This window comes from Streptomyces sp. NPDC053431 (genome assembly GCF_044544925.1).
In the GTDB taxonomy this organism is placed as follows: Bacteria; Actinomycetota; Actinomycetes; order Streptomycetales; family Streptomycetaceae; genus Streptomyces.
On the sequence record NZ_JBITXX010000001.1, the window covers coordinates 1186180 to 1203689 of the forward strand.

Sequence of the window (17510 nt, forward strand, 5' to 3'; positions counted from 1 at the left end):
AGCACTTTCCGGGCGTGTACGACTGCACCAGATGTCACGCGTAGCCATCTGGAGAGGTAGGGTCGTAAGCGGTCGGGGACATCCCAAAAAGAAGCTCGCCGGGCGTCGAAACCCGGCGTACCTAACGAGGAGATCGGTTCGTGACGATCCGCGTAGGCATCAACGGCTTTGGCCGTATCGGTCGCAACTACTTCCGCGCGCTCCTTGAGCAGGGTGCCGACATCGAGGTCGTGGCCGTGAACGACCTGGGTGACACCGCGACCACGGCCCACCTGCTGAAGTACGACACCATCCTGGGCCGCCTCAAGGCCGAGGTGAGCCACACCGCCGACACCATCACCGTCGACGGCCACACCATCAAGGTGCTCTCCGAGCGCAACCCGGCCGACATCCCGTGGGGTGAGCTCGGGGTCGACATCGTCATCGAGTCCACCGGCATCTTCACCAAGCGCGAGGACGCCGCGAAGCACCTCGCCGGCGGCGCCAAGAAGGTCCTCATCTCGGCTCCGGCCAAGGACGAGGACATCACCATCGTGATGGGCGTCAACCAGGACAAGTACGACGCGGCCAACCACCACGTCATCTCCAACGCGTCCTGCACCACCAACTGTGTGGCGCCGATGGCCAAGGTCCTCGACGAGAACTTCGGCATCGTGCGTGGTCTCATGACCACCGTCCACGCGTACACCAACGACCAGCGCATCCTGGACTTCCCGCACAAGGACCTGCGCCGCGCCCGCGCCGCCGCGGAGAACATCATCCCGACCACCACGGGCGCCGCCAAGGCCACCGCGCTGGTCCTCCCGCAGCTCAAGGGCAAGCTCGACGGCATGGCCATGCGCGTGCCCGTCCCGACCGGCTCGGTCACCGACCTGGTCGTGGAGCTCTCCCGCGAGGTCACCAAGGACGAGGTCAACGCCGCGTTTAAGAAGGCCGCGGACGGCGAGCTCAAGGGCATCCTGTTCTACACCGAGGACGAGATCGTCTCCTCGGACATCGTGAGCGACCCGGCCTCCTGCACCTTCGACTCGTCGCTGACGATGGTCCAGGAGGGCAACTCGGTCAAGGTCCTCGGCTGGTACGACAACGAGTGGGGCTACTCCAACCGTCTCGTCGACCTCACCGTCTTCGTCGGCGGTCAGCTCTAAGCTCTAGGGCGGGCTTTCGATATGAAGCAGGGCTCGGGCAGCGCGAAGACGCGCTGTACGGGCCCTGTGTCGTGTGCTCCATCGCGTGTACCAAGGAGTCAGGAACAGATGAAGACGATCGACGAGCTGCTCGCCGAGGGCGTCTCCGGCAAGCGGGTGTTCGTCCGCGCCGACCTCAACGTGCCCCTCGAGGGCACCACCATCACCGACGACGGACGCATCCGCGCCGTCGTCCCCACCGTCAAGGCGCTCGCCGACGCGGGCGCCCGCGTGGTGGTCGCCTCGCACCTGGGCCGCCCCAAGGGCGCCCCGGACCCGGCGTTCTCGCTCGCCCCCGCCGCCGCGCGGCTGGGCGAACTGCTGGGCGCCGACGTGGCGTTCGCGACCGACACCGTCGGCGAGTCGGCCACGTCGACCGTCGCGGGCCTCGCCGACGGCCAGGTGGCCGTCATCGAGAACCTCCGCTTCAACCCGGGCGAGACGTCCAAGGACGACGCCGAGCGCGGCGCCTTCGCGGACCAGCTCGCCCGGCTCGCCGACCTCTACGTGGGCGACGGCTTCGGTGCCGTGCACCGCAAGCACGCCTCGGTCTTCGACCTCCCGGGCAAGCTGCCGCACGCCGCCGGCTACCTCATCGCCACCGAGGTCGGCGTCCTGAAGAAGCTCACCGAGGACGTCAAGCGGCCGTACGTCGTCGTCCTCGGCGGCGCCAAGGTCTCCGACAAGCTGGGCGTGATCGACCACCTGCTGGAGAAGGCCGACCGCATCCTCGTCGGCGGCGGCATGGCCTACACCTTCCTCAAGGCCAAGGGCCACGAGGTCGGCATCTCGCTCCTCCAGGAGGACCAGATCCCGGCCTGCCTGGACTACCTGGCCCGCGCCGAGAAGCGCGGCGTGGAGTTCGTGCTCCCGGTCGACGTGCTGGTCTCGCCCGAGTTCCCGGACCTGAAGACCAAGGCCCCGGCCAACCCCACCACGGTCGCCGCGGACGCCATCCCGGCCACCGAGGAGGGCCTGGACATCGGCCCGAAGACCCGTGAGCTCTACGCGGCCAAGCTGGCCGACGCGGGCACCGTCTTCTGGAACGGCCCGATGGGCGTCTTCGAGCACCCCGACTACGCGAACGGCACCAAGGCCGTCGCGCAGGCCCTGCTCGACTCGCCGGCCTTCACCGTGGTCGGCGGCGGCGACTCGGCTGCCGCCGTCCGCCTGCTGGGCTTCGACGAGAATGCTTTCGGCCACATCTCGACCGGCGGCGGCGCCTCCCTCGAATACCTCGAGGGCAAGCAGCTCCCCGGCCTCGTCGCACTGGAGGACTGACCCCCTTATGAGCACCCGCACCCCGCTGATGGCGGGCAACTGGAAGATGAACCTCAACCACCTCGAGGCCATCGCCCACGTCCAGAAGCTCGCCTTCGCGCTGACCGACAAGGACCACGACGCCGTGGAGGTCGCGGTCCTCGTGCCCTTCACCGACCTGCGCTCCGTGCAGACCCTGGTCGACGGCGACAAGCTGAAGATCAAGTACGGCGCCCAGGACCTCTCGGCGCACGACTCCGGCGCGTACACCGGCGAGATCTCCGGCCCGATGCTGGCCAAGCTGAAGTGCGCCTACGTGGCCGTCGGCCACTCCGAGCGCCGCCAGTACCACGCCGAGACCGACGAGGTCTGCAACGCCAAGGTGAAGGCCGCCTTCAAGCACGGCCTGACCCCGATCCTGTGCGTCGGCGAGGAGCTGGACGTGCGCGAGGCCGGCAACGCCGTCGCGCACACCCTGACCCAGGTCGAGGGCGGCCTGAAGGACGTGCCGGCCGAGCAGGCCGAGACCGTCGTGATCGCCTACGAGCCCGTGTGGGCCATCGGCACCGGCAAGGTCTGCGGCGCCGAGGACGCCCAGGAGGTCTGCGCGGCCATCCGCGGCAAGCTCGCCGAGCTGTACTCGCAGGAGCTGGCCGACAAGGTCCGCATCCAGTACGGCGGCTCCGTCAAGGGCGGCAACGTGGCCGAGATCATGGCCCAGGCCGACATCGACGGCGCGCTGGTCGGCGGTGCCTCGCTGGACGCCGACGAGTTCGTCAAGATCGTTCGCTTCCGCGACCAGTGATGATGTAGAGCGGCGGACGAGATCCGTCGTACCCTTGCGGGGGTCGGGCAGGTACCCTGTCCGGCCCCCGTCCGTATAAGTCCGAGGAAGTTGGTCCAGCCGTGGTTATGGGGTTTTCGATCGCCCTGATCGTCTTCAGTGCGCTGCTGATGCTGCTCGTGCTGATGCACAAGGGGAAGGGCGGCGGCCTCTCCGACATGTTCGGTGGCGGCATGCAGTCGTCCGTCGGTGGCTCCTCGGTCGCCGAGCGCAACCTGGACCGCATCACCGTCGTGGTCGGTCTGCTGTGGTTCGCGTGCATTGTCGTACTTGGTCTGCTGATGAAGATGGACGGGTAACTCCAATCACTGGACGCGCGTTGGGCCTTACGTAGACTGGGGCATCTTCGAGCACCATCACGCAGGGAGTTACGACCGTGGCAAGTGGCAACGCGATCCGGGGAAGCCGGGTCGGAGCGGGGCCGATGGGGGAGGCCGAGCGGGGCGAGTCGGCACCGCGTCTCCGCATCTCCTTCTGGTGCTCGAACGGGCACGAGACCCAGCCGAGCTTCGCCAGTGACGCACAGGTTCCGGACACCTGGGACTGCCCGCGCTGTGGCTTCCCGGCCGGCCAGGACCGGGACAACCCGCCGGACCCGCCGCGCACCGAGCCCTACAAGACGCACCTCGCGTACGTACGGGAGCGGCGCAGCGACGCGGACGGCGAGGCCATCCTCGCCGAGGCGCTCGCCAAGCTCCGTGGCGAGATCTGAGCATGGTGTGACGACGACAACGTGACGAACGGGCCCTGCCCGCGAAAGGGATTCGCGGGCGGGGCCCGTTCGGCTTTCCCGCCTACCGGCGATGGCCGCCGGCGATGTGCGCGGTGAGCGCGAGGGCGGCGGTGGCCCGCGAGTAGGTCAGCTGCGCCACGCGCGCGTAGAGGCAGTCGAGGATCAGCAGCACCGAGTGCCGGGTGCCGAAGCCGCCGTGCCGGAAGCCGGTCGGGGCGGCCGTCGAGGTGAGGTGGACCCCGGCCGCGCGGGCCACCGGCGAGCGCGGGTCCCCGGTCACCGCGACCGTCGCCGCTCCCCGCTCGGCGGCCAGCCGCAGCGGGCCGAGCACCTCGCGGGTGGCGCCCGAGTGCGAGAGGGCCACGACCGCGTCCGCGGGCGTCAGCAGGGCCGCCGAGGTCTCCGCCGCGTGCACCTCGGTCCAGACGCGGGCCTCGCAGCCGATGCCGAAGAGCCGGGCCTGTGTCTCCAGGGCGAGCACGCCCGAGGCGCCGACCCCGTAGACGTCGATCCGGCGCGCCTGCGCGAGCACCCGGGCGGCCCGCTCCAGGGCGTCGAGGTCGAGCTGCTCCGTGGTGGCGCGCAGGGCCCCCAGGTCGGCCCGGGCGACGGCGGCGACCACGAGGTCGAGCGGGTCGTCGGGCCCGATCTCCGGCCCCAGCGGCCGGGGCGCCTCCTCGTCGGCGCTCTCCTGCCCCTGCTCGCGGGCGAGTTCGAGCAGCAGCGCCTGGTACGAGTCCAGGCCCAGCGCCCGGCAGAACCGGGTCACCGTGGCCTGCGAGGTGCCGGTCCGGCGCCCGAGCTCGGCCGCCGACACCCCCGCGACCCGCGCGGGGTCGGCGAGGACCCAGTCCCCGACCGTGCGCAAGGACCGGGACATCCGGGGGAGTTCGGAGCGGATCAGCGCGGTGATCATGCGGGGCCTTCTGGTCGGGACGGGGTCTTGTGACGGGCGAATCTATCAACCACCATGCGGCCTGATGAGCGAATCCGGGATTCATGACGCGTGTGTGGTCGGCATCGACGCCGGCGGTACGCGGACCAGGGTGCGGCTCGCCGACGCGGCGACCGGCCGCACGGTGGGGGAGGGCGCGGGCGGCCCGGGCAATGCGCTGAGCGTGCCGGAGCGGGCGCTCGTGCGGCACCTGACGGAGGCCCTGCGCGGGGCCCGCGCGCACGAGGCCCCGGTCGCGGCGGTGGTGGCCGGCTTCGCGGGCGGCGGACCGGGCGGCGGTCGGGAGAAGGCCCTGGCGTCCCTGCGGGCCGCGCTCGCGGAGGTCGGCGCGTCCCCGGCGCGGGTCGAGGTGCTCGGCGACGCGGAGGTGGCCTTCGCGGCCGGCCCGGGGACCCCGGCGGACGGTCTCGTCCTGATCGCCGGCACGGGCGCGACGGGGGCGCGGGTGGAGCGGCGGCGGACGGTGCGGGCCGTCGACGGCGACGGCTGGCTCCTCGGTGACGCGGGCAGCGGCTTCTGGCTGGGACGGGAGGCCCTGCGGGCGGTCCTGTGCGCGCTCGACGGGCGGGGCCCCGCGACGGCCCTCGCGGGGCCGGTGGAGGCGCTCTGCGGCGGCCTCGGCAAGGAGCGCGTCGTCCGGTACGCCTACGGAGCCCCTCCGGTCCGGCTCGCGGATCTCAGTCCGCTCGTGGTGGCCGCGGCGGGCGCGGGGGACGAGGTGGCGGCGGGGCTGCTGGACCGGGCCGCCGCCGAACTGGCCTCGACGGTCCGCGCCTTGTCCCCGCGGCCGGGCGAGCCCCTGGTGGTGACCGGCGGCCTCCTGGCGCCGGACGGCCCGCTGCTGTCCCGCCTGTCGGCCCGGGTCGCCGAGCTGGGCCTGGCGCCGGCCGCCGTGCCGGACGGCCTCGGGGGCGCGGTCTCCCTCGCCCGCCTCCCCCGCTGACGCCGCCCGAGACCTCCGGCACCGAGGTCGGGGTCCGCGCGGCCGGTGCCTTGACGGGGCTTCGGCAGGCTGGTTGATTGAACCGAAAGGCTCGCGCGGATCCGGTTCATACAACCAGGGGAGCTCCTCTCATGGCTCGACAGCCCGTCAGTGCCGCCCAGTTCGCCGACCTCGCCCGGCACGCCGTCGACCGGGTCGTCGCCGGCAACAAGGACTCCGTCCTCCGCGCCGCGCGGCTGTTCGCCGATTGCGTGGCGGCCGACGGGGTGATTCACGCGTTCGGGACCGGGCACTCGCAGGCCGCCGCGCTGGAGGTGGCCGGGCGGGCCGGAGGGCTCGTACCCACCAGCCGGATCTCGCTCGCGGATCTCGTGCTGCGGGGCGGGGAGGACCCGGCGATCCTGCGGGATCCGCTGCTGGAACGGTCCCCGGGCCTCGCCGAGCGGCTGTACGCCCTGGCCACGCCCCGCCCGCAGGACCTCTTCGTCATCATCTCCAACTCCGGGGTCAACAACGCGGTCGTCGAACTCGCGCTCAAGGTGACCGGGGCCGGTCACCGGCTCGTCGCGCTCACCTCCCTGGAGCACACGCACGCCGTGCCCGCCCTGCACGCCGGCGGGAAGCGGCTCGCCGACCTCGCCGACGCCGTCCTCGACAACGGCGCGCCCGCCGGCGACGCCGTACTGCCGCTGCCCGACGGCGGCGCGCTGTGCGGCATCTCCACGCTCACGTCCTCGCTGCTCGTGCAGATGGTCGTCGCCGAGGCCGTGTCGACGCTGCTCGCCGAGGGACACGACGCGCCCGTGTACGTGTCCGCCAACCTGCCCGGCGGCCACGAGCGCAACGCGCTGCTCGAAGCGCGTTACGCGGGACGGCTCCACCGCGGCGGCCACTGAACGCGTTTGGCACACCGGATCAATTAGGTTGGAGGTGCAGCGGGGCACAGACGCAGGACATGGAGCAACACGAAGAAATGGGCGAAGTCGAGATGACGAACGCGGGACGTACCAGGCTCAACCAGCTGCCGGAATGGGCGGCCCTCGGCAAGCACCGCGAGCAGCTGGGCGACACCCACCTGCGCGAGCTGTTCGCCGCCGATCCCGAGCGCGGCACCGGGTACACGCTGCGCGTCGGCGACCTGTATCTGGACTACTCCAAGCACCTGGTGACCGACGAGACGCTGACGCTGCTGCGCGAGCTGGCGGCCGCCACCGGCGTCGCGGAGCTGCGCGACGCCATGTTCCGCGGCGAGAAGATCAACAACACCGAGCACCGCGCGGTCCTGCACACCGCGCTGCGCGCCCCGCGCGGCGCGAGCGTCGAGGTCGACGGCGTGAACGTCGTCCCCGAGGTGCACGCCGTCCTCGACAAGATGGCCGCCTTCGCCGACAAGGTCCGCGCGGGCGAGTGGACCGGCCACACCGGCAGGCCGATCAAGAACATCGTCAACATCGGCATCGGCGGATCGGACCTCGGCCCCGCCATGGCCTACGAGGCCCTGCGCTCCTACACCCGGCGCGATCTGACGTTCCGTTTCGTCTCCAACGTCGACGGCGCCGACCTCCACGAGGCCGTCCGCGACCTCGACGCCGCCGAGACCCTGTTCATCGTCGCCTCGAAGACCTTCACCACCATCGAGACGATCACCAACGCCACCTCCGCCCGCAACTGGCTCCTCACCGAGCTGCGGGCCGGTCAGGAAGCCGTGGCCAAGCACTTCGTGGCCCTGTCGACCAACGCCGAGAAGGTCGAGGACTTCGGCATCGACACGGCGAACATGTTCGAGTTCTGGGACTGGGTCGGCGGCCGGTACTCCTACGACTCCGCCATCGGCCTGTCGCTGATGATCGCCATCGGCCCGGACGCCTTCCGCGAGATGCTCGACGGCTTCCACCTCGTCGACGCGCACTTCCGCACCGCCGCCCCCGAGGAGAACGCGCCGCTGCTGCTCGGGCTCCTCGGCATCTGGTACGGCGCCTTCTTCGACGCCCAGTCGCACGCCGTGCTGCCGTACTCGCACTACCTGTCGAAGTTCACCGCGTACCTCCAGCAGCTCGACATGGAGTCCAACGGCAAGTCCGTCACCCGCGACGGCAAGCCGGTCGACTGGCAGACCGGCCCGGTCGTCTGGGGCACCCCGGGCACCAACGGCCAGCACGCCTACTACCAGTTGATCCACCAGGGCACCAAGGTCATCCCGGCCGACTTCATCGGCTTCGCCCGGCCCGTCGACGACCTGCTCCCCGGCCTGGTCGCCCAGCACGACCTGCTCATGGCCAACTTCTTCGCCCAGACCCAGGCGCTCGCCTTCGGCAAGACGCCCGAGGAGGTCCGCGCCGAAGGCGTCCCGGAGGAGCTCGTCCCGCACAAGACCTTCCGGGGCAACCACCCCACCACCACGATCCTGGCCGACGCGCTCACCCCGTCCGTCCTCGGCCAGCTCATCGCGCTCTACGAGCACAAGGTCTTCGTCCAGGGCGCCGTCTGGAACATCGACTCCTTCGACCAGTGGGGCGTCGAGCTCGGCAAGGTGCTCGCCAAGAAGATCGAGCCGGTGCTGACCGGCGGGGAGCACGGCGAGCAGCTCGACTCCTCCACCGCCGGGCTCGTCTCCGCCTACCGCTCGCTGCGCGGCCGGAACGGATAGGTCCGAGGGGATGACGGGGGAGAACGCGGTCCGGCTGCGCCCGCCCAGGAACGCCCTCGACCGGCGGGCCGTCGGCTGGTGGCGGGTGCGGCTGCTCGTCGCCACCGCCGTACCGGCGGGCGTGCTGGCCGTGCTCGGCGCCTTCATCGGGCCGGCCAGGACCTGGCTCCTGGGCGCCGCCGCCGCGGTGACGCTGCTCGGCCTCGCCGCGACCGCGTTCCTCCCCGCCTGGTGGTTCCGGGTGCACCGCTGGGAGGTCACCGAGGACGCCGTGTACGTGCGGACCGGTGCCCTCCGGCAGGAGTGGCGGATCGCCCCCATGTCCCGGATCCAGACCGTCGACACCGTACGCGGCCCGCTGGAACAGGCCTTCCGGCTCGCCACCGTCACGGTGACCACGGCCTCCTCCAGGGGCGCGATCCGCATCGAGGGCCTCGACCACGAGCTCGCCGCCGACCTCGCGGAACGGCTCACCGCGATCACCCGGGCCACCCCCGGGGACGCGACATGAGCACCGCCGAGCCGGACGGGGAGTGGCGGCGGCTCGCCCCCCGCACCCTGCTCGCCGGCGCCGCCGTCCTGTGCGGCGTCGCCGGCGGCGCGGCGCTCCCCGCCTTCCTCAGCCTGTCCTCCGGCTCCCGGCCCGCGTGGCAGGCCGCCGCCTGGGTCCTCGCCGGGGCCGCCCTGCTCGTCGGCGGCGGCAGCGCCGCCGACTGGGTACGGCTGCGCCGCACCCGCTACCGCGTGGGCCCCGACCGGGTCGACCTCCGCACCGGGCTGCTCGTCGTCAAACGGCGCTCCCTGGCCCGCGAACGCATCCGCAGCGTCGACCTCACCGCCAACCCGCTGGAACGCCTCCTCGGCCTCGTCAAGGTCCGCATCGGCACCGGCGAGCACACCGACGGCGCATCCACCCTGGAACTCGACCTGGTCACCCGGGGCGAAGGCGAGCACCTCCGCCGCGCCCTGCTCGCCCGCCCCGCCGGCGCCGGGACCGACCCCGCGCACGACGGGGTCCTGGCCGTCCTCGACCCCCGCTGGATCCGCTACGCCCCGGTCTCCTTCGTCGCCCCGCTGCTCGGCGCCGCCGCGGCCGGCACGGTCATGCAGGTGAGCGACTGGTTCGGCGCCCAGGAGCAGGTCATCCACTGGATAGGCGCCCGCTTCGAGGACGTGTCCCTGCCCTGGATGATCGTCGACCTCGCGCTGCTCGCCACCGTCGCCGGCGTGGTCGGTGCCCTCGGGCTGTGGGTCGAGATGTGGTGGAACTACCGCCTGGAGCGCGAACCCGGCGGCACCCTCCGGGTCCGCCGCGGCCTGTTCACCGCGCGCTCCGTCTCCCTGGAGGAGCGGCGCCTGCGCGGGATCGAGCTCGTCGAACCCCTCGGCATACGCCTGTTCCACGCCGCCCGCGTCGACGCCGTCGCCACCGGCCTCGCCCAGGACGACGACGACCGGCACGCCGACCTCGAGAACCTGCTGCCGGCCGCGCCCCGCGCCGTCGCCGAACGGGTCGCCGCCCAGGTACTGCGCGAGCCCGAACCGCCTACCGGGATACCGCTCGCCGCCCACCCGCGCGCCGCCCGCGTCCGGCGGACGCGGTGGGCGCTGTGGACCGGCCTCGGCCCGGCGGCCCTCCTGGCGGTCCTCGGCCTCCGGCTCACCCCCGTGCTGCTGTACGCCGCGGCAGGCGTCGCCGCGGTCGTCACCCCGCTCGCCCTGCTGCTCGCCCGCGATGCCTACCGCAGCCTCGGACACGCCGTCAGCGGCCCCTACCTGGTGACCCGTTCGGGCGCGATCCGCCGCTCGACGGTGGCCCTCCAGCGCGCCGGGGTCATCGGCTGGACCGTCAGGCAGTCCTGGTTCCAGCGGCGCGCCGGGGTGCTCACGCTCAGCGCGACGACAGCCGCCGGAGAGGGGGCGTACGAGATACACGACGCCGGCGAGAGCCAGGGCCTGGCCTTCGCCGCCGAGGCCGTCCCCGGCCTCCTCGCGCCCTTCCTGGAAACGCCGGAGACCCGGTCCCTGGAGAGCGGGACCGGGTCTCCGTGACGTGTCGTCAGACCACCTGCGCGACTCAGGCCGAGGCCGGCGGGTACAGGCTGCGCGGCAGCTCGGACGCGGCCGCCGCGTCGAGCAGCCACAGCGTGCGCGAACGCCCCTGGGCGCCGGCCGCCGGGGCCTGCACCTCGCCCGCGCCGGACAGCGCGATGGCCGCGGCCTTCGCCTTGTCCTCCCCGGCCGCGAGCAGCCAGACCTCCTTCGCGGCCCGGATCGCCGGCAGCGTCAGCGAGATCCGGGTGGGCGGCGGCTTCGGCGCGCCGTGCACGCCCACCACCGTCCGCTCGGTCTCGCGGACCGCGGGGAGCTCCGGGAAGAGCGAGGCCACGTGCGTGTCCGGGCCGACGCCCAGCATCAGCACGTCGAAGGTCGGCACCCCGCCGTGGTCGCCGGGGCCGGCCGCCGCCGCGAGCTCGGCCGCGTAGGCCGCGGCCGCGGCGTCCACGTCCGAGCCGTACGGGCCGTCCGAGGCCGGCATCGCGTGCACCCGCGCCGGGTCCAGCGGGACGCTGTCGAGCAGCGCCTCGCGGGCCTGGGTGACATTGCGCTCGGAGTCGCCCTCGGGCAGATAGCGCTCGTCGCCCCACCACAGGTCGAGCCGCGACCAGTCGATCGCGTCCCGGGCGGGCGCCGAACGCAGGGCCGCGAGCAGCCCGTTGCCGTTGCGCCCGCCGGTGAGCACGATCGAGGCGGAGCCGCGGGCCGCCTGGGCGTCCACGACCCGGGTGATCAGCCGGGCCGCGGCGGCCTCGGCCATCAGCTCCTTGTCGCGGTGCACGACCAGCTGAGGAGTGCTCACTTGGCCGCCGCCTTCTTGGCCGGGGCCTTCCGGGCGGCCCGCTTGGAGGTCTCCTCGGTCTCGGTGACCTCCTCGACCACGACCACCTCCTCGCCCGCCGGCGCGGCCGGCACGGGAGCGGTGGTCGCCGCCTCCTCGTCGAGCCGCTCCAGGCCGAAGCGCAGCGCCGAGGCGTAGGTGTCGTCCGGGTCGAGCCGGCGCAGCTCCTCCGCGATCAGCTCGGCGGTCTCCCGGCGCTTGAGCGCCACCGCACGGTCCGGCTGCCCCATGATGGAGAGCGTGGCGAGCGAGCCGTCCGGCCGGTCGAGCACGATCGGGCCGGCGTTGGTCTCCATCCGCACGGAGGTGAGGCCGGGGCCCGCCGACTTCGAGCGCCGCACCGGCACCTTCAGCCGCTCGGCCAGCCACATCGCGAGCAGTTCGACGCTCGGGTTGAACTCCTCGCCCTCGACCTCGGCCGAGGTCACCTCGCACACGACCTGGTCGAGCGCGGCGGCCAGCATGGAACGCCAGGGGGTGATCCGGGTCCACGAGAGGTCCGTGTCGCCCGGGGTGTACGCGTCCGCGCGCGCGGTCAGCTCCTGGATGGGCTGCTCGGCGGCGTACGTGTCGGTCACACGGCGCTGGGCGAGGGCGCCCAGCGGGTCGTTCGCCGGGTCGGTCGGCGCGTTCACCGGCCACCAGACGACGACCGGCGCGTCCGGCAGCAGCAGCGGCAGCACCACCGACTGGGCGTGGTCGACGACCTCGCCGTACAGCCGGAGCACCACCGTCTCGCCGGTGCTGGCGTCGGCGCCGAGGCGGACCTCGGCGTCGAGCCGCGCCTTGGCACGGTCCCGCGGGGTCCGCGAGACCCGCTTGATGACGACGAGGGTCCGCGAGGGGTGCTCGCGGGACGCCTCGTTGGCCGCCTTCAGCGCGTCGTAGGCGTTCTCCTCGTCGGTGACGATGACGAGGGTGAGCACCATGCCGACGGCCGGGGTGCCGATGGCCCGCCGCCCGAGCACCAGCGCCTTGTTGATCTTGGAGGACGTGGTGTCCGTCAGGTCGGTCTTCATGGCCGGCGCCAGCTCCTGCCGTCTCGTGCGAGCATCTCGTCCGCCTCGACCGGACCCCAGGTCCCGGACTCGTACTGCGCGGGCTTGCCGTGCGCGTCCCAGAACTGCTCGATCGGGTCGAGGATCTTCCAGGACAGCTCGACCTCCTCCACGCGCGGGAAGAGGTTGGAGTCGCCGAGCAGGACGTCGAGGATGAGCCGCTCGTACGCCTCGGGGCTGGACTCGGTGAAGGACTCGCCGTACGCGAAGTCCATCGAGACGTCCCGGATCTCCATCTGCGTACCCGGCACCTTCGAGCCGAACCGCACCGTGACGCCCTCGTCCGGCTGGACCCGGATGACGATGGCGTTGCGGCCGAGCTCCTCGGTCGCGGTGTGGTCGAACGGGGAGTGCGGGGCGCGCTGGAAGACCACCGCGATCTCGGTGACCCGGCGGCCGAGCCGCTTGCCGGTGCGCAGGTAGAAGGGGACGCCCGCCCAGCGGCGGTTGTCGATCTCCAGCTTGATCGCCGCGTAGGTGTCGGTCTTCGACTGCGGGTCGATGCCGTCTTCCTCCAGGTAGCCGACGGCCCTCTCGCCGCCCTGCCACCCGGCCGCGTACTGGCCGCGGACCGTGGACTTCGCCAGGTCCTTCGGCAGCTTCACCGCGCCGAGCACCTTGGTCTTCTCCGCGGCGAGCGCGTCGGCGCCGAAGGAGGCGGGCTCCTCCATCGCGGTCAGCGCGAGCAGCTGGAGCAGGTGGTTCTGGATGACGTCACGGGCGGCGCCGATGCCGTCGTAGTAGCCGGCGCGGCCGCCGATGCCGATGTCCTCGGCCATGGTGATCTGCACGTGGTCGACGTAGGACCGGTTCCAGATCGGCTCGAAGAGGGTGTTGGCGAAGCGGAGCGCCAGGATGTTCTGGACGGTCTCCTTGCCGAGGTAGTGGTCGATGCGGAAGACCGCCTCGGGCGGGAAGACCTCGTGGACGACCTCGTTGAGCTCCTTGGCCGAGGCCAGGTCGTGGCCGAAGGGCTTCTCGATGACCGCACGGCGCCAGGAGCCGTTCTTCTGGTCGGCCAGCCCGTGCTTCTTGAGCTGCTGGACGACGAGCGGGAAGAACTTCGGCGGCACCGAGAGGTAGAACGCGAAGTTGCCGCCGGTGCCCTGCGCCTTGTCGAGTTCCTCGATGGTGGATTTCAGCTGCTCGAAGGCGTTGTCGTCGTCGAAGTCGCCCTGGACGAAGCGCATCCCCTGGATCAGCTGCTGCCACACCTCCTCGCGGAACGGGGTGCGGGCGTGCTGCTTGACGGCGTCGTGGACCTCCTGCGCGAAGTCCTCGTCCTGCCACTCGCGACGGGCGAACCCGATGAGCGAGAAGCCCGGCGGCAACAGACCCCGGTTGGCGAGGTCGTAGACGGCAGGCATCAGCTTCTTACGGGACAAATCGCCCGTGACGCCGAAGATCACCAGACCCGACGGCCCCGCGATACGCGGGAGCCGTCGGTCTGCGGCGTCACGGAGCGGGTTGGCTCCGGTGACTGCGCTCAAGGTGCTTACGCCTCCGAGGGTGCGAGGCGGGCGAGCTCCGCCTCGGTCGACTTGAGAAGGTCGTTCCAGGACGCCTCGAACTTGTCGACGCCCTCGTCCTCCAGCAGCTGGACGACGTCGTCGTACGAGATGCCCAGCGCGGCCACGTCGTCGAGGAGCGAGCGCGCCTCGTCGTAGGTGCCGTGGATGGTGTCGCCGGTGACCTCGCCGTGGTCGGCGGTGGCCTCCATGGTCGCCTCCGGCATGGTGTTGACCGTGCCCGGGGCGACCAGGTCCACCACGTACAGGGTGTCCTTGTACGCCGGGTCCTTCACGCCGGTCGAGGCCCACAGCGGACGCTGCTTGTTGGCCTGCGCCTTGTCCAGGGCCGCCCAGCGCTCGGAGCCGAAGACCTCCTCGTACGCCTGGTAGGCCAGTCGCGCGTTGGCCAGCGCCGCCTTGCCCTTGAGGCCCCTGGCCTCGTCGGTGCCCACGGCCTCCAGGCGCTTGTCGATCTCGGTGTCCACGCGGGACACGAAGAAGGACGCCACGGAGTGGATCTTCGACAGGTCCAGGCCGCGCTCGCGGGCCTTCTCCAGACCGGCCAGGTAGGCGTCCATCACCGCGCGGTAGCGCTCGAGCGAGAAGATCAGCGTCACGTTGACGCTGATGCCGAGGCCGATGACCTCGGTGATCGCCGGCAGGCCCGCCTTGGTGGCCGGGATCTTGATCAGCGTGTTGGGGCGGTCCACCAGCCAGGCCAGCTGCTTGGCCTCGGCGATCGTGGCCGCGGTGTCGTGGGCGAGCCGGGGGTCGACCTCGATGGAGACCCGGCCGTCCTGGCCCTGGGTCGCGTCGAAGACGGGGCGCAGGATGTCGGCGGCGTCCCTCACGTCAGCCGTCGTGATCATGCGGATGGCCTCGTCCACGGTCACCTTGCGCGCCGCGAGATCGGCCAGCTGCTGGTCGTATCCGTGGCCCTCGGAGATGGCCTTCTGGAAGATGGACGGGTTGGTGGTCACACCCACCACGTGGCTCTGGTCGATGAGCTCGGCCAGGTTGCCGGAGGTGATCCGCTGGCGCGACAGGTCGTCGAGCCAGATCGCGACGCCTTCGTCGGAGAGGCGCTTGAGAGCGTCTGTCATGAGAGTTGCATCTCCATTAAGTCGTACGTATCTGCGTCAGCGCGCGGCGGCGTCGAGGGATTCCCGCGCGGCGGCGACGATCGCCTCCGGCGTGAACCCGAACTCACGGAACAGGACCTTCGCGTCCGCCGAAGCGCCGAAGTGCTCCAGGGAGACGATCCGGCCGGCGTCGCCGACGTACTTGTGCCAGGTCAGGCCGATACCGGCCTCGACCGCGACACGCGCCTTGACCGACGGCGGCAGCACGGAGTCCTTGTACTCCTGCCCCTGCTCCTCGAACCATTCCACCGACGGCATCGAGACCACCCGGGTCGGGACACCGGCGGCCTGCAGCTGCTCCCGGGCCTCGACGGCCAGGTGCACCTCGGAACCGGTCGCGATCAGCACCACCTGCGCGTCGCCGTCGGCGTCGAACAGCACGTAGCCGCCCTTGGCCGCGTCCTCGTTCGGCGCGTAGGTCGGCACGCCCTGGCGGGTGAGGGCGAGGCCGACCGGGGTGCCCTTGCCGAACACCTTGGTGTGGCGCTCGGTGATCTCCCGCCAGGCGATCGCCGTCTCGTTGGCGTCGGCCGGGCGGACGATCGTCAGGCCCGGGATCGCGCGCAGCGAGGCCAGGTGCTCCACCGGCTGGTGGGTCGGGCCGTCCTCGCCGAGACCGATCGAGTCGTGCGTCCACACGTACGTCACCGGCAGGTGCATCAGCGCGGACAGGCGCACGGCGTTGCGCATGTAGTCGGAGAACACCAGGAAGGTGCCGCCGTACACGCGGGTGTTGCCGTGCAGGGCGATGCCGTTCATCTCCGCGGCCATGGAGTGCTCGCGGATGCCGAAGTGGATCGTCCGGCCGTACCGGTCCGCCTCGGGCAGCGGGTTGCCCTCCGGCAGGAAGGAGGACGTCTTGTCGATCGTCGTGTTGTTCGAGCCGGCGAGGTCGGCCGAGCCGCCCCACAGCTCGGGGATCACCGCGCCGAGCGCCTGCAGGACCTTGCCGGAGGCGGCGCGGGTCGCGACGCTCTTGCCGGGCTCGAAGACCGGCAGCTTCTCGGCCCAGCCGGCCGGCAGCTCGTTGGCCTGGATACGGTCGAACTCGGCCGCCCGCTCCGGGTTGGCGGTCCGCCACTCGGCCAGCGACTTCTCCCACGCGGTGCGCGCCTCGCGGCCGCGGTCGCCGAGGCCGCGGGTGTGGGCGATGACCTCGGCGGAGACCTCGAAGCTCTGCTCCGGGTCGAAGCCGAGCACGCGCTTGGTGGCCGCGACCTCCTCGTCGCCGAGCGCCGAGCCGTGCGCGGCCTCGGTGTTCTGGGCGTTCGGGGCCGGCCAGGCGATGATCGAGCGCATCGCGATGAAGGAGGGACGCTCGGTCTCGGCCTCGGCGGCCTTGATCGCGGCGTACAGGGCGGCCGGGTCCAGGTCGCCGTTGGCCTGCGGCTCCACGCGCTGGACGTGCCAGCCGTAGGCCTCGTACCGCTTCATCGTGTCCTCGGACACGGCGGTCTCGGTGTCGCCCTCGATCGAGATGTGGTTGTCGTCCCACAGCATGATCAGGTTGCCGAGCTTCTGGTGTCCGGCCAGCGAGGAGGCCTCGGCGGAGATGCCCTCCTGGAGGCAGCCGTCACCGGCGATGACGTAGACGTGGTGGTCGAACGGAGAGGTGCCCTGAGCGGCCTCCGGGTCGAACAGACCGCGCTCGAAGCGGGCGGCCATCGCCATGCCCACCGCGTTGGCGACGCCCTGGCCCAGCGGGCCGGTCGTCGTCTCGACGCCCGCCGTGTGGCCGTACTCCGGGTGACCCGGGGTCTTCGAGCCCCAGGTGCGGAACGCCTTCAGGTCGTCGAGCTCGAGACCGAAGCCGCCCAGGTAGAGCTGGGTGTAGAGGGTCAGGGACGAGTGGCCGGCGGAGAGCACGAACCGGTCGCGGCCCACCCACTCCGGGTCGGCGGGGTCGTGCCGCATCACCTTCTGGAAGAGGGTGTAGGCGGCGGGCGCGAGGCTCATGGCCGTACCGGGATGGCCGTTTCCGACCTTCTGAACGGCGTCGGCGGCCAGGATGCGGGCGGTGTCCACGGCCCGCTGGTCCAGTTCGGTCCACTCGAGGTCTGTGGTCGTCGGCTTAGTGCTCACCCTGAGTCAGGGCTCCTCTCCGCATGTCTTGAGCCGGTGACTGAGGGTGTCCCGGCGATGTCGAGCCTACCCCCGGAATTCGCCCCTCTTTTCGTGTCCATGCCCCTCATATGAGCACTCTCCCTGCAAGACTGCCGCCGGGCGTGGGAGTTCGCCTCCCGAGGGCACCGCGCCCGGTGTCCGCCCTTCGGGACGCGCCTCGGGTGAGCCCCGCCAACACGACCCCACCCCCGCGAAGATCGGCGTATG

The 17510-nt window shown here is 71.8% G+C and carries 16 protein-coding genes; 10 read left to right on the plus strand and 6 right to left on the minus strand.

Features of this window, described 5'->3' with window-relative positions; genetic code table 11:
* Nucleotides 1-140: 140 nt before the first annotated feature.
* The 5 genes from gap to ACIGXE_RS05260 all read left to right on the plus strand — a co-directional run bounded on the left by gap (nucleotide 141) and on the right by ACIGXE_RS05260 (nucleotide 4003).
* Nucleotides 141-1148 carry a type I glyceraldehyde-3-phosphate dehydrogenase gene (gene gap, locus ACIGXE_RS05240; RefSeq protein WP_384421891.1) on the plus strand — a complete coding sequence of 336 codons (1008 nt, stop codon included), beginning with the start codon at nucleotides 141-143 and terminating at the stop codon, nucleotides 1146-1148.
* 108 nt (nucleotides 1149-1256) lie between these two features.
* On the plus strand, nucleotides 1257-2468 hold the full coding sequence (locus ACIGXE_RS05245) for a phosphoglycerate kinase (RefSeq protein ID WP_399743247.1): 1212 nt from the start codon (nucleotides 1257-1259) through the stop codon (nucleotides 2466-2468).
* A 7-nt stretch (nucleotides 2469-2475) separates the two neighbouring features.
* On the plus strand, nucleotides 2476-3252 hold the full coding sequence (tpiA, locus tag ACIGXE_RS05250; protein WP_399743250.1) for a triose-phosphate isomerase: 777 nt from the start codon (nucleotides 2476-2478) through the stop codon (nucleotides 3250-3252).
* 107 nt (nucleotides 3253-3359) lie between these two features.
* Nucleotides 3360-3590, plus strand: coding sequence for a preprotein translocase subunit SecG (secG, locus tag ACIGXE_RS05255; protein WP_265866124.1), 231 nt, complete (start codon nucleotides 3360-3362; stop codon nucleotides 3588-3590).
* Between the two features lie 77 nt (nucleotides 3591-3667).
* Entirely contained in the window at nucleotides 3668-4003 is a 336-nt protein-coding gene (locus ACIGXE_RS05260) for an RNA polymerase-binding protein RbpA (protein WP_003957010.1), read from the plus strand.
* Between the two features lie 82 nt (nucleotides 4004-4085).
* Here ACIGXE_RS05260 and ACIGXE_RS05265 read toward each other — a convergent pair whose 3' ends face one another.
* Nucleotides 4086-4940 (minus strand): MurR/RpiR family transcriptional regulator, encoded by an 855-nt coding sequence (locus ACIGXE_RS05265; protein WP_399743254.1) that lies wholly within the window; start codon nucleotides 4938-4940, stop codon nucleotides 4086-4088.
* A 64-nt stretch (nucleotides 4941-5004) separates the two neighbouring features.
* On the opposite strand from ACIGXE_RS05265, the gene ACIGXE_RS05270 reads away from it, so the two are divergent.
* The 5 genes from ACIGXE_RS05270 to ACIGXE_RS05290 all read left to right on the plus strand — a co-directional run bounded on the left by ACIGXE_RS05270 (nucleotide 5005) and on the right by ACIGXE_RS05290 (nucleotide 10621).
* Complete coding sequence (locus ACIGXE_RS05270) at nucleotides 5005-5922, plus strand: N-acetylglucosamine kinase (RefSeq protein ID WP_399743257.1); 918 nt, start codon at nucleotides 5005-5007, stop codon at nucleotides 5920-5922.
* Nucleotides 5923-6053: 131 nt separating this feature from the next.
* A complete protein-coding gene (locus tag ACIGXE_RS05275) occupies nucleotides 6054-6818 on the plus strand; it encodes a sugar isomerase domain-containing protein (RefSeq protein WP_399743260.1) in 765 nt (254 codons plus the stop codon).
* 92 nt (nucleotides 6819-6910) lie between these two features.
* Entirely contained in the window at nucleotides 6911-8569 is a 1659-nt protein-coding gene (gene pgi / locus ACIGXE_RS05280) for a glucose-6-phosphate isomerase (RefSeq protein WP_399743790.1), read from the plus strand.
* Nucleotides 8570-8579: 10 nt separating this feature from the next.
* Nucleotides 8580-9080: a PH domain-containing protein gene (locus tag ACIGXE_RS05285; RefSeq protein ID WP_399743263.1), complete on the plus strand. Its 501-nt coding sequence runs from the start codon at nucleotides 8580-8582 to the stop codon at nucleotides 9078-9080.
* The gene (locus ACIGXE_RS05290; RefSeq protein WP_399743266.1) at nucleotides 9077-10621 is read left to right on the plus strand and encodes a PH domain-containing protein; all 1545 of its coding nucleotides are present in this window, start codon (nucleotides 9077-9079) and stop codon (nucleotides 10619-10621) included. The genes ACIGXE_RS05285 and ACIGXE_RS05290 overlap by 4 nt, the downstream gene beginning before the upstream one ends.
* 25 nt (nucleotides 10622-10646) lie before the next feature.
* Here the strand turns inward: ACIGXE_RS05290 and pgl are convergent, their stop codons facing one another.
* The 5 genes from pgl to tkt are packed head-to-tail and all read right to left on the minus strand — an operon-like array spanning nucleotide 10647 to nucleotide 17261.
* Complete coding sequence (pgl, locus tag ACIGXE_RS05295) at nucleotides 10647-11429, minus strand: 6-phosphogluconolactonase (protein ID WP_399743269.1); 783 nt, start codon at nucleotides 11427-11429, stop codon at nucleotides 10647-10649.
* Entirely contained in the window at nucleotides 11426-12487 is a 1062-nt protein-coding gene (opcA, locus tag ACIGXE_RS05300; protein ID WP_399743272.1) for a glucose-6-phosphate dehydrogenase assembly protein OpcA, read from the minus strand. The genes pgl and opcA overlap by 4 nt, the downstream gene beginning before the upstream one ends.
* The gene (zwf, locus tag ACIGXE_RS05305) at nucleotides 12484-14016 is read right to left on the minus strand and encodes a glucose-6-phosphate dehydrogenase (protein ID WP_399743275.1); all 1533 of its coding nucleotides are present in this window, start codon (nucleotides 14014-14016) and stop codon (nucleotides 12484-12486) included. Before zwf ends, opcA begins: the two co-directional genes overlap by 4 nt.
* A 5-nt stretch (nucleotides 14017-14021) precedes the next feature.
* Entirely contained in the window at nucleotides 14022-15140 is a 1119-nt protein-coding gene (gene tal / locus ACIGXE_RS05310) for a transaldolase (RefSeq protein WP_399743279.1), read from the minus strand.
* A gap of 36 nt (nucleotides 15141-15176) precedes the next feature.
* Nucleotides 15177-17261, minus strand: coding sequence for a transketolase (gene tkt, locus ACIGXE_RS05315; protein WP_399743282.1), 2085 nt, complete (start codon nucleotides 17259-17261; stop codon nucleotides 15177-15179).
* Nucleotides 17262-17510: the final 249 nt, after the last annotated feature.

Coding starts and splice junctions, on each gene's coding strand:
- ACIGXE_RS05245 (WP_399743247.1), top strand. CDS start 1,257: ATGAAGACGATCGACGAGCTGCTCGCCGAGGGCGTCTCCGGCAAGCGG.
- tpiA (WP_399743250.1), top strand. CDS start 2,476: ATGAGCACCCGCACCCCGCTGATGGCGGGCAACTGGAAGATGAACCTC.
- secG (WP_265866124.1), top strand. CDS start 3,360: ATGGGGTTTTCGATCGCCCTGATCGTCTTCAGTGCGCTGCTGATGCTG.
- ACIGXE_RS05265 (WP_399743254.1), bottom strand. CDS start 4,940: ATGATCACCGCGCTGATCCGCTCCGAACTCCCCCGGATGTCCCGGTCC.
- ACIGXE_RS05270 (WP_399743257.1), top strand. CDS start 5,005: ATGAGCGAATCCGGGATTCATGACGCGTGTGTGGTCGGCATCGACGCC.
- ACIGXE_RS05275 (WP_399743260.1), top strand. CDS start 6,054: ATGGCTCGACAGCCCGTCAGTGCCGCCCAGTTCGCCGACCTCGCCCGG.
- pgi (WP_399743790.1), top strand. CDS start 6,911: ATGACGAACGCGGGACGTACCAGGCTCAACCAGCTGCCGGAATGGGCG.
- ACIGXE_RS05285 (WP_399743263.1), top strand. CDS start 8,580: ATGACGGGGGAGAACGCGGTCCGGCTGCGCCCGCCCAGGAACGCCCTC.
- ACIGXE_RS05290 (WP_399743266.1), top strand. CDS start 9,077: ATGAGCACCGCCGAGCCGGACGGGGAGTGGCGGCGGCTCGCCCCCCGC.
- opcA (WP_399743272.1), bottom strand. CDS start 12,487: ATGAAGACCGACCTGACGGACACCACGTCCTCCAAGATCAACAAGGCG.
- tal (WP_399743279.1), bottom strand. CDS start 15,140: ATGACAGACGCTCTCAAGCGCCTCTCCGACGAAGGCGTCGCGATCTGG.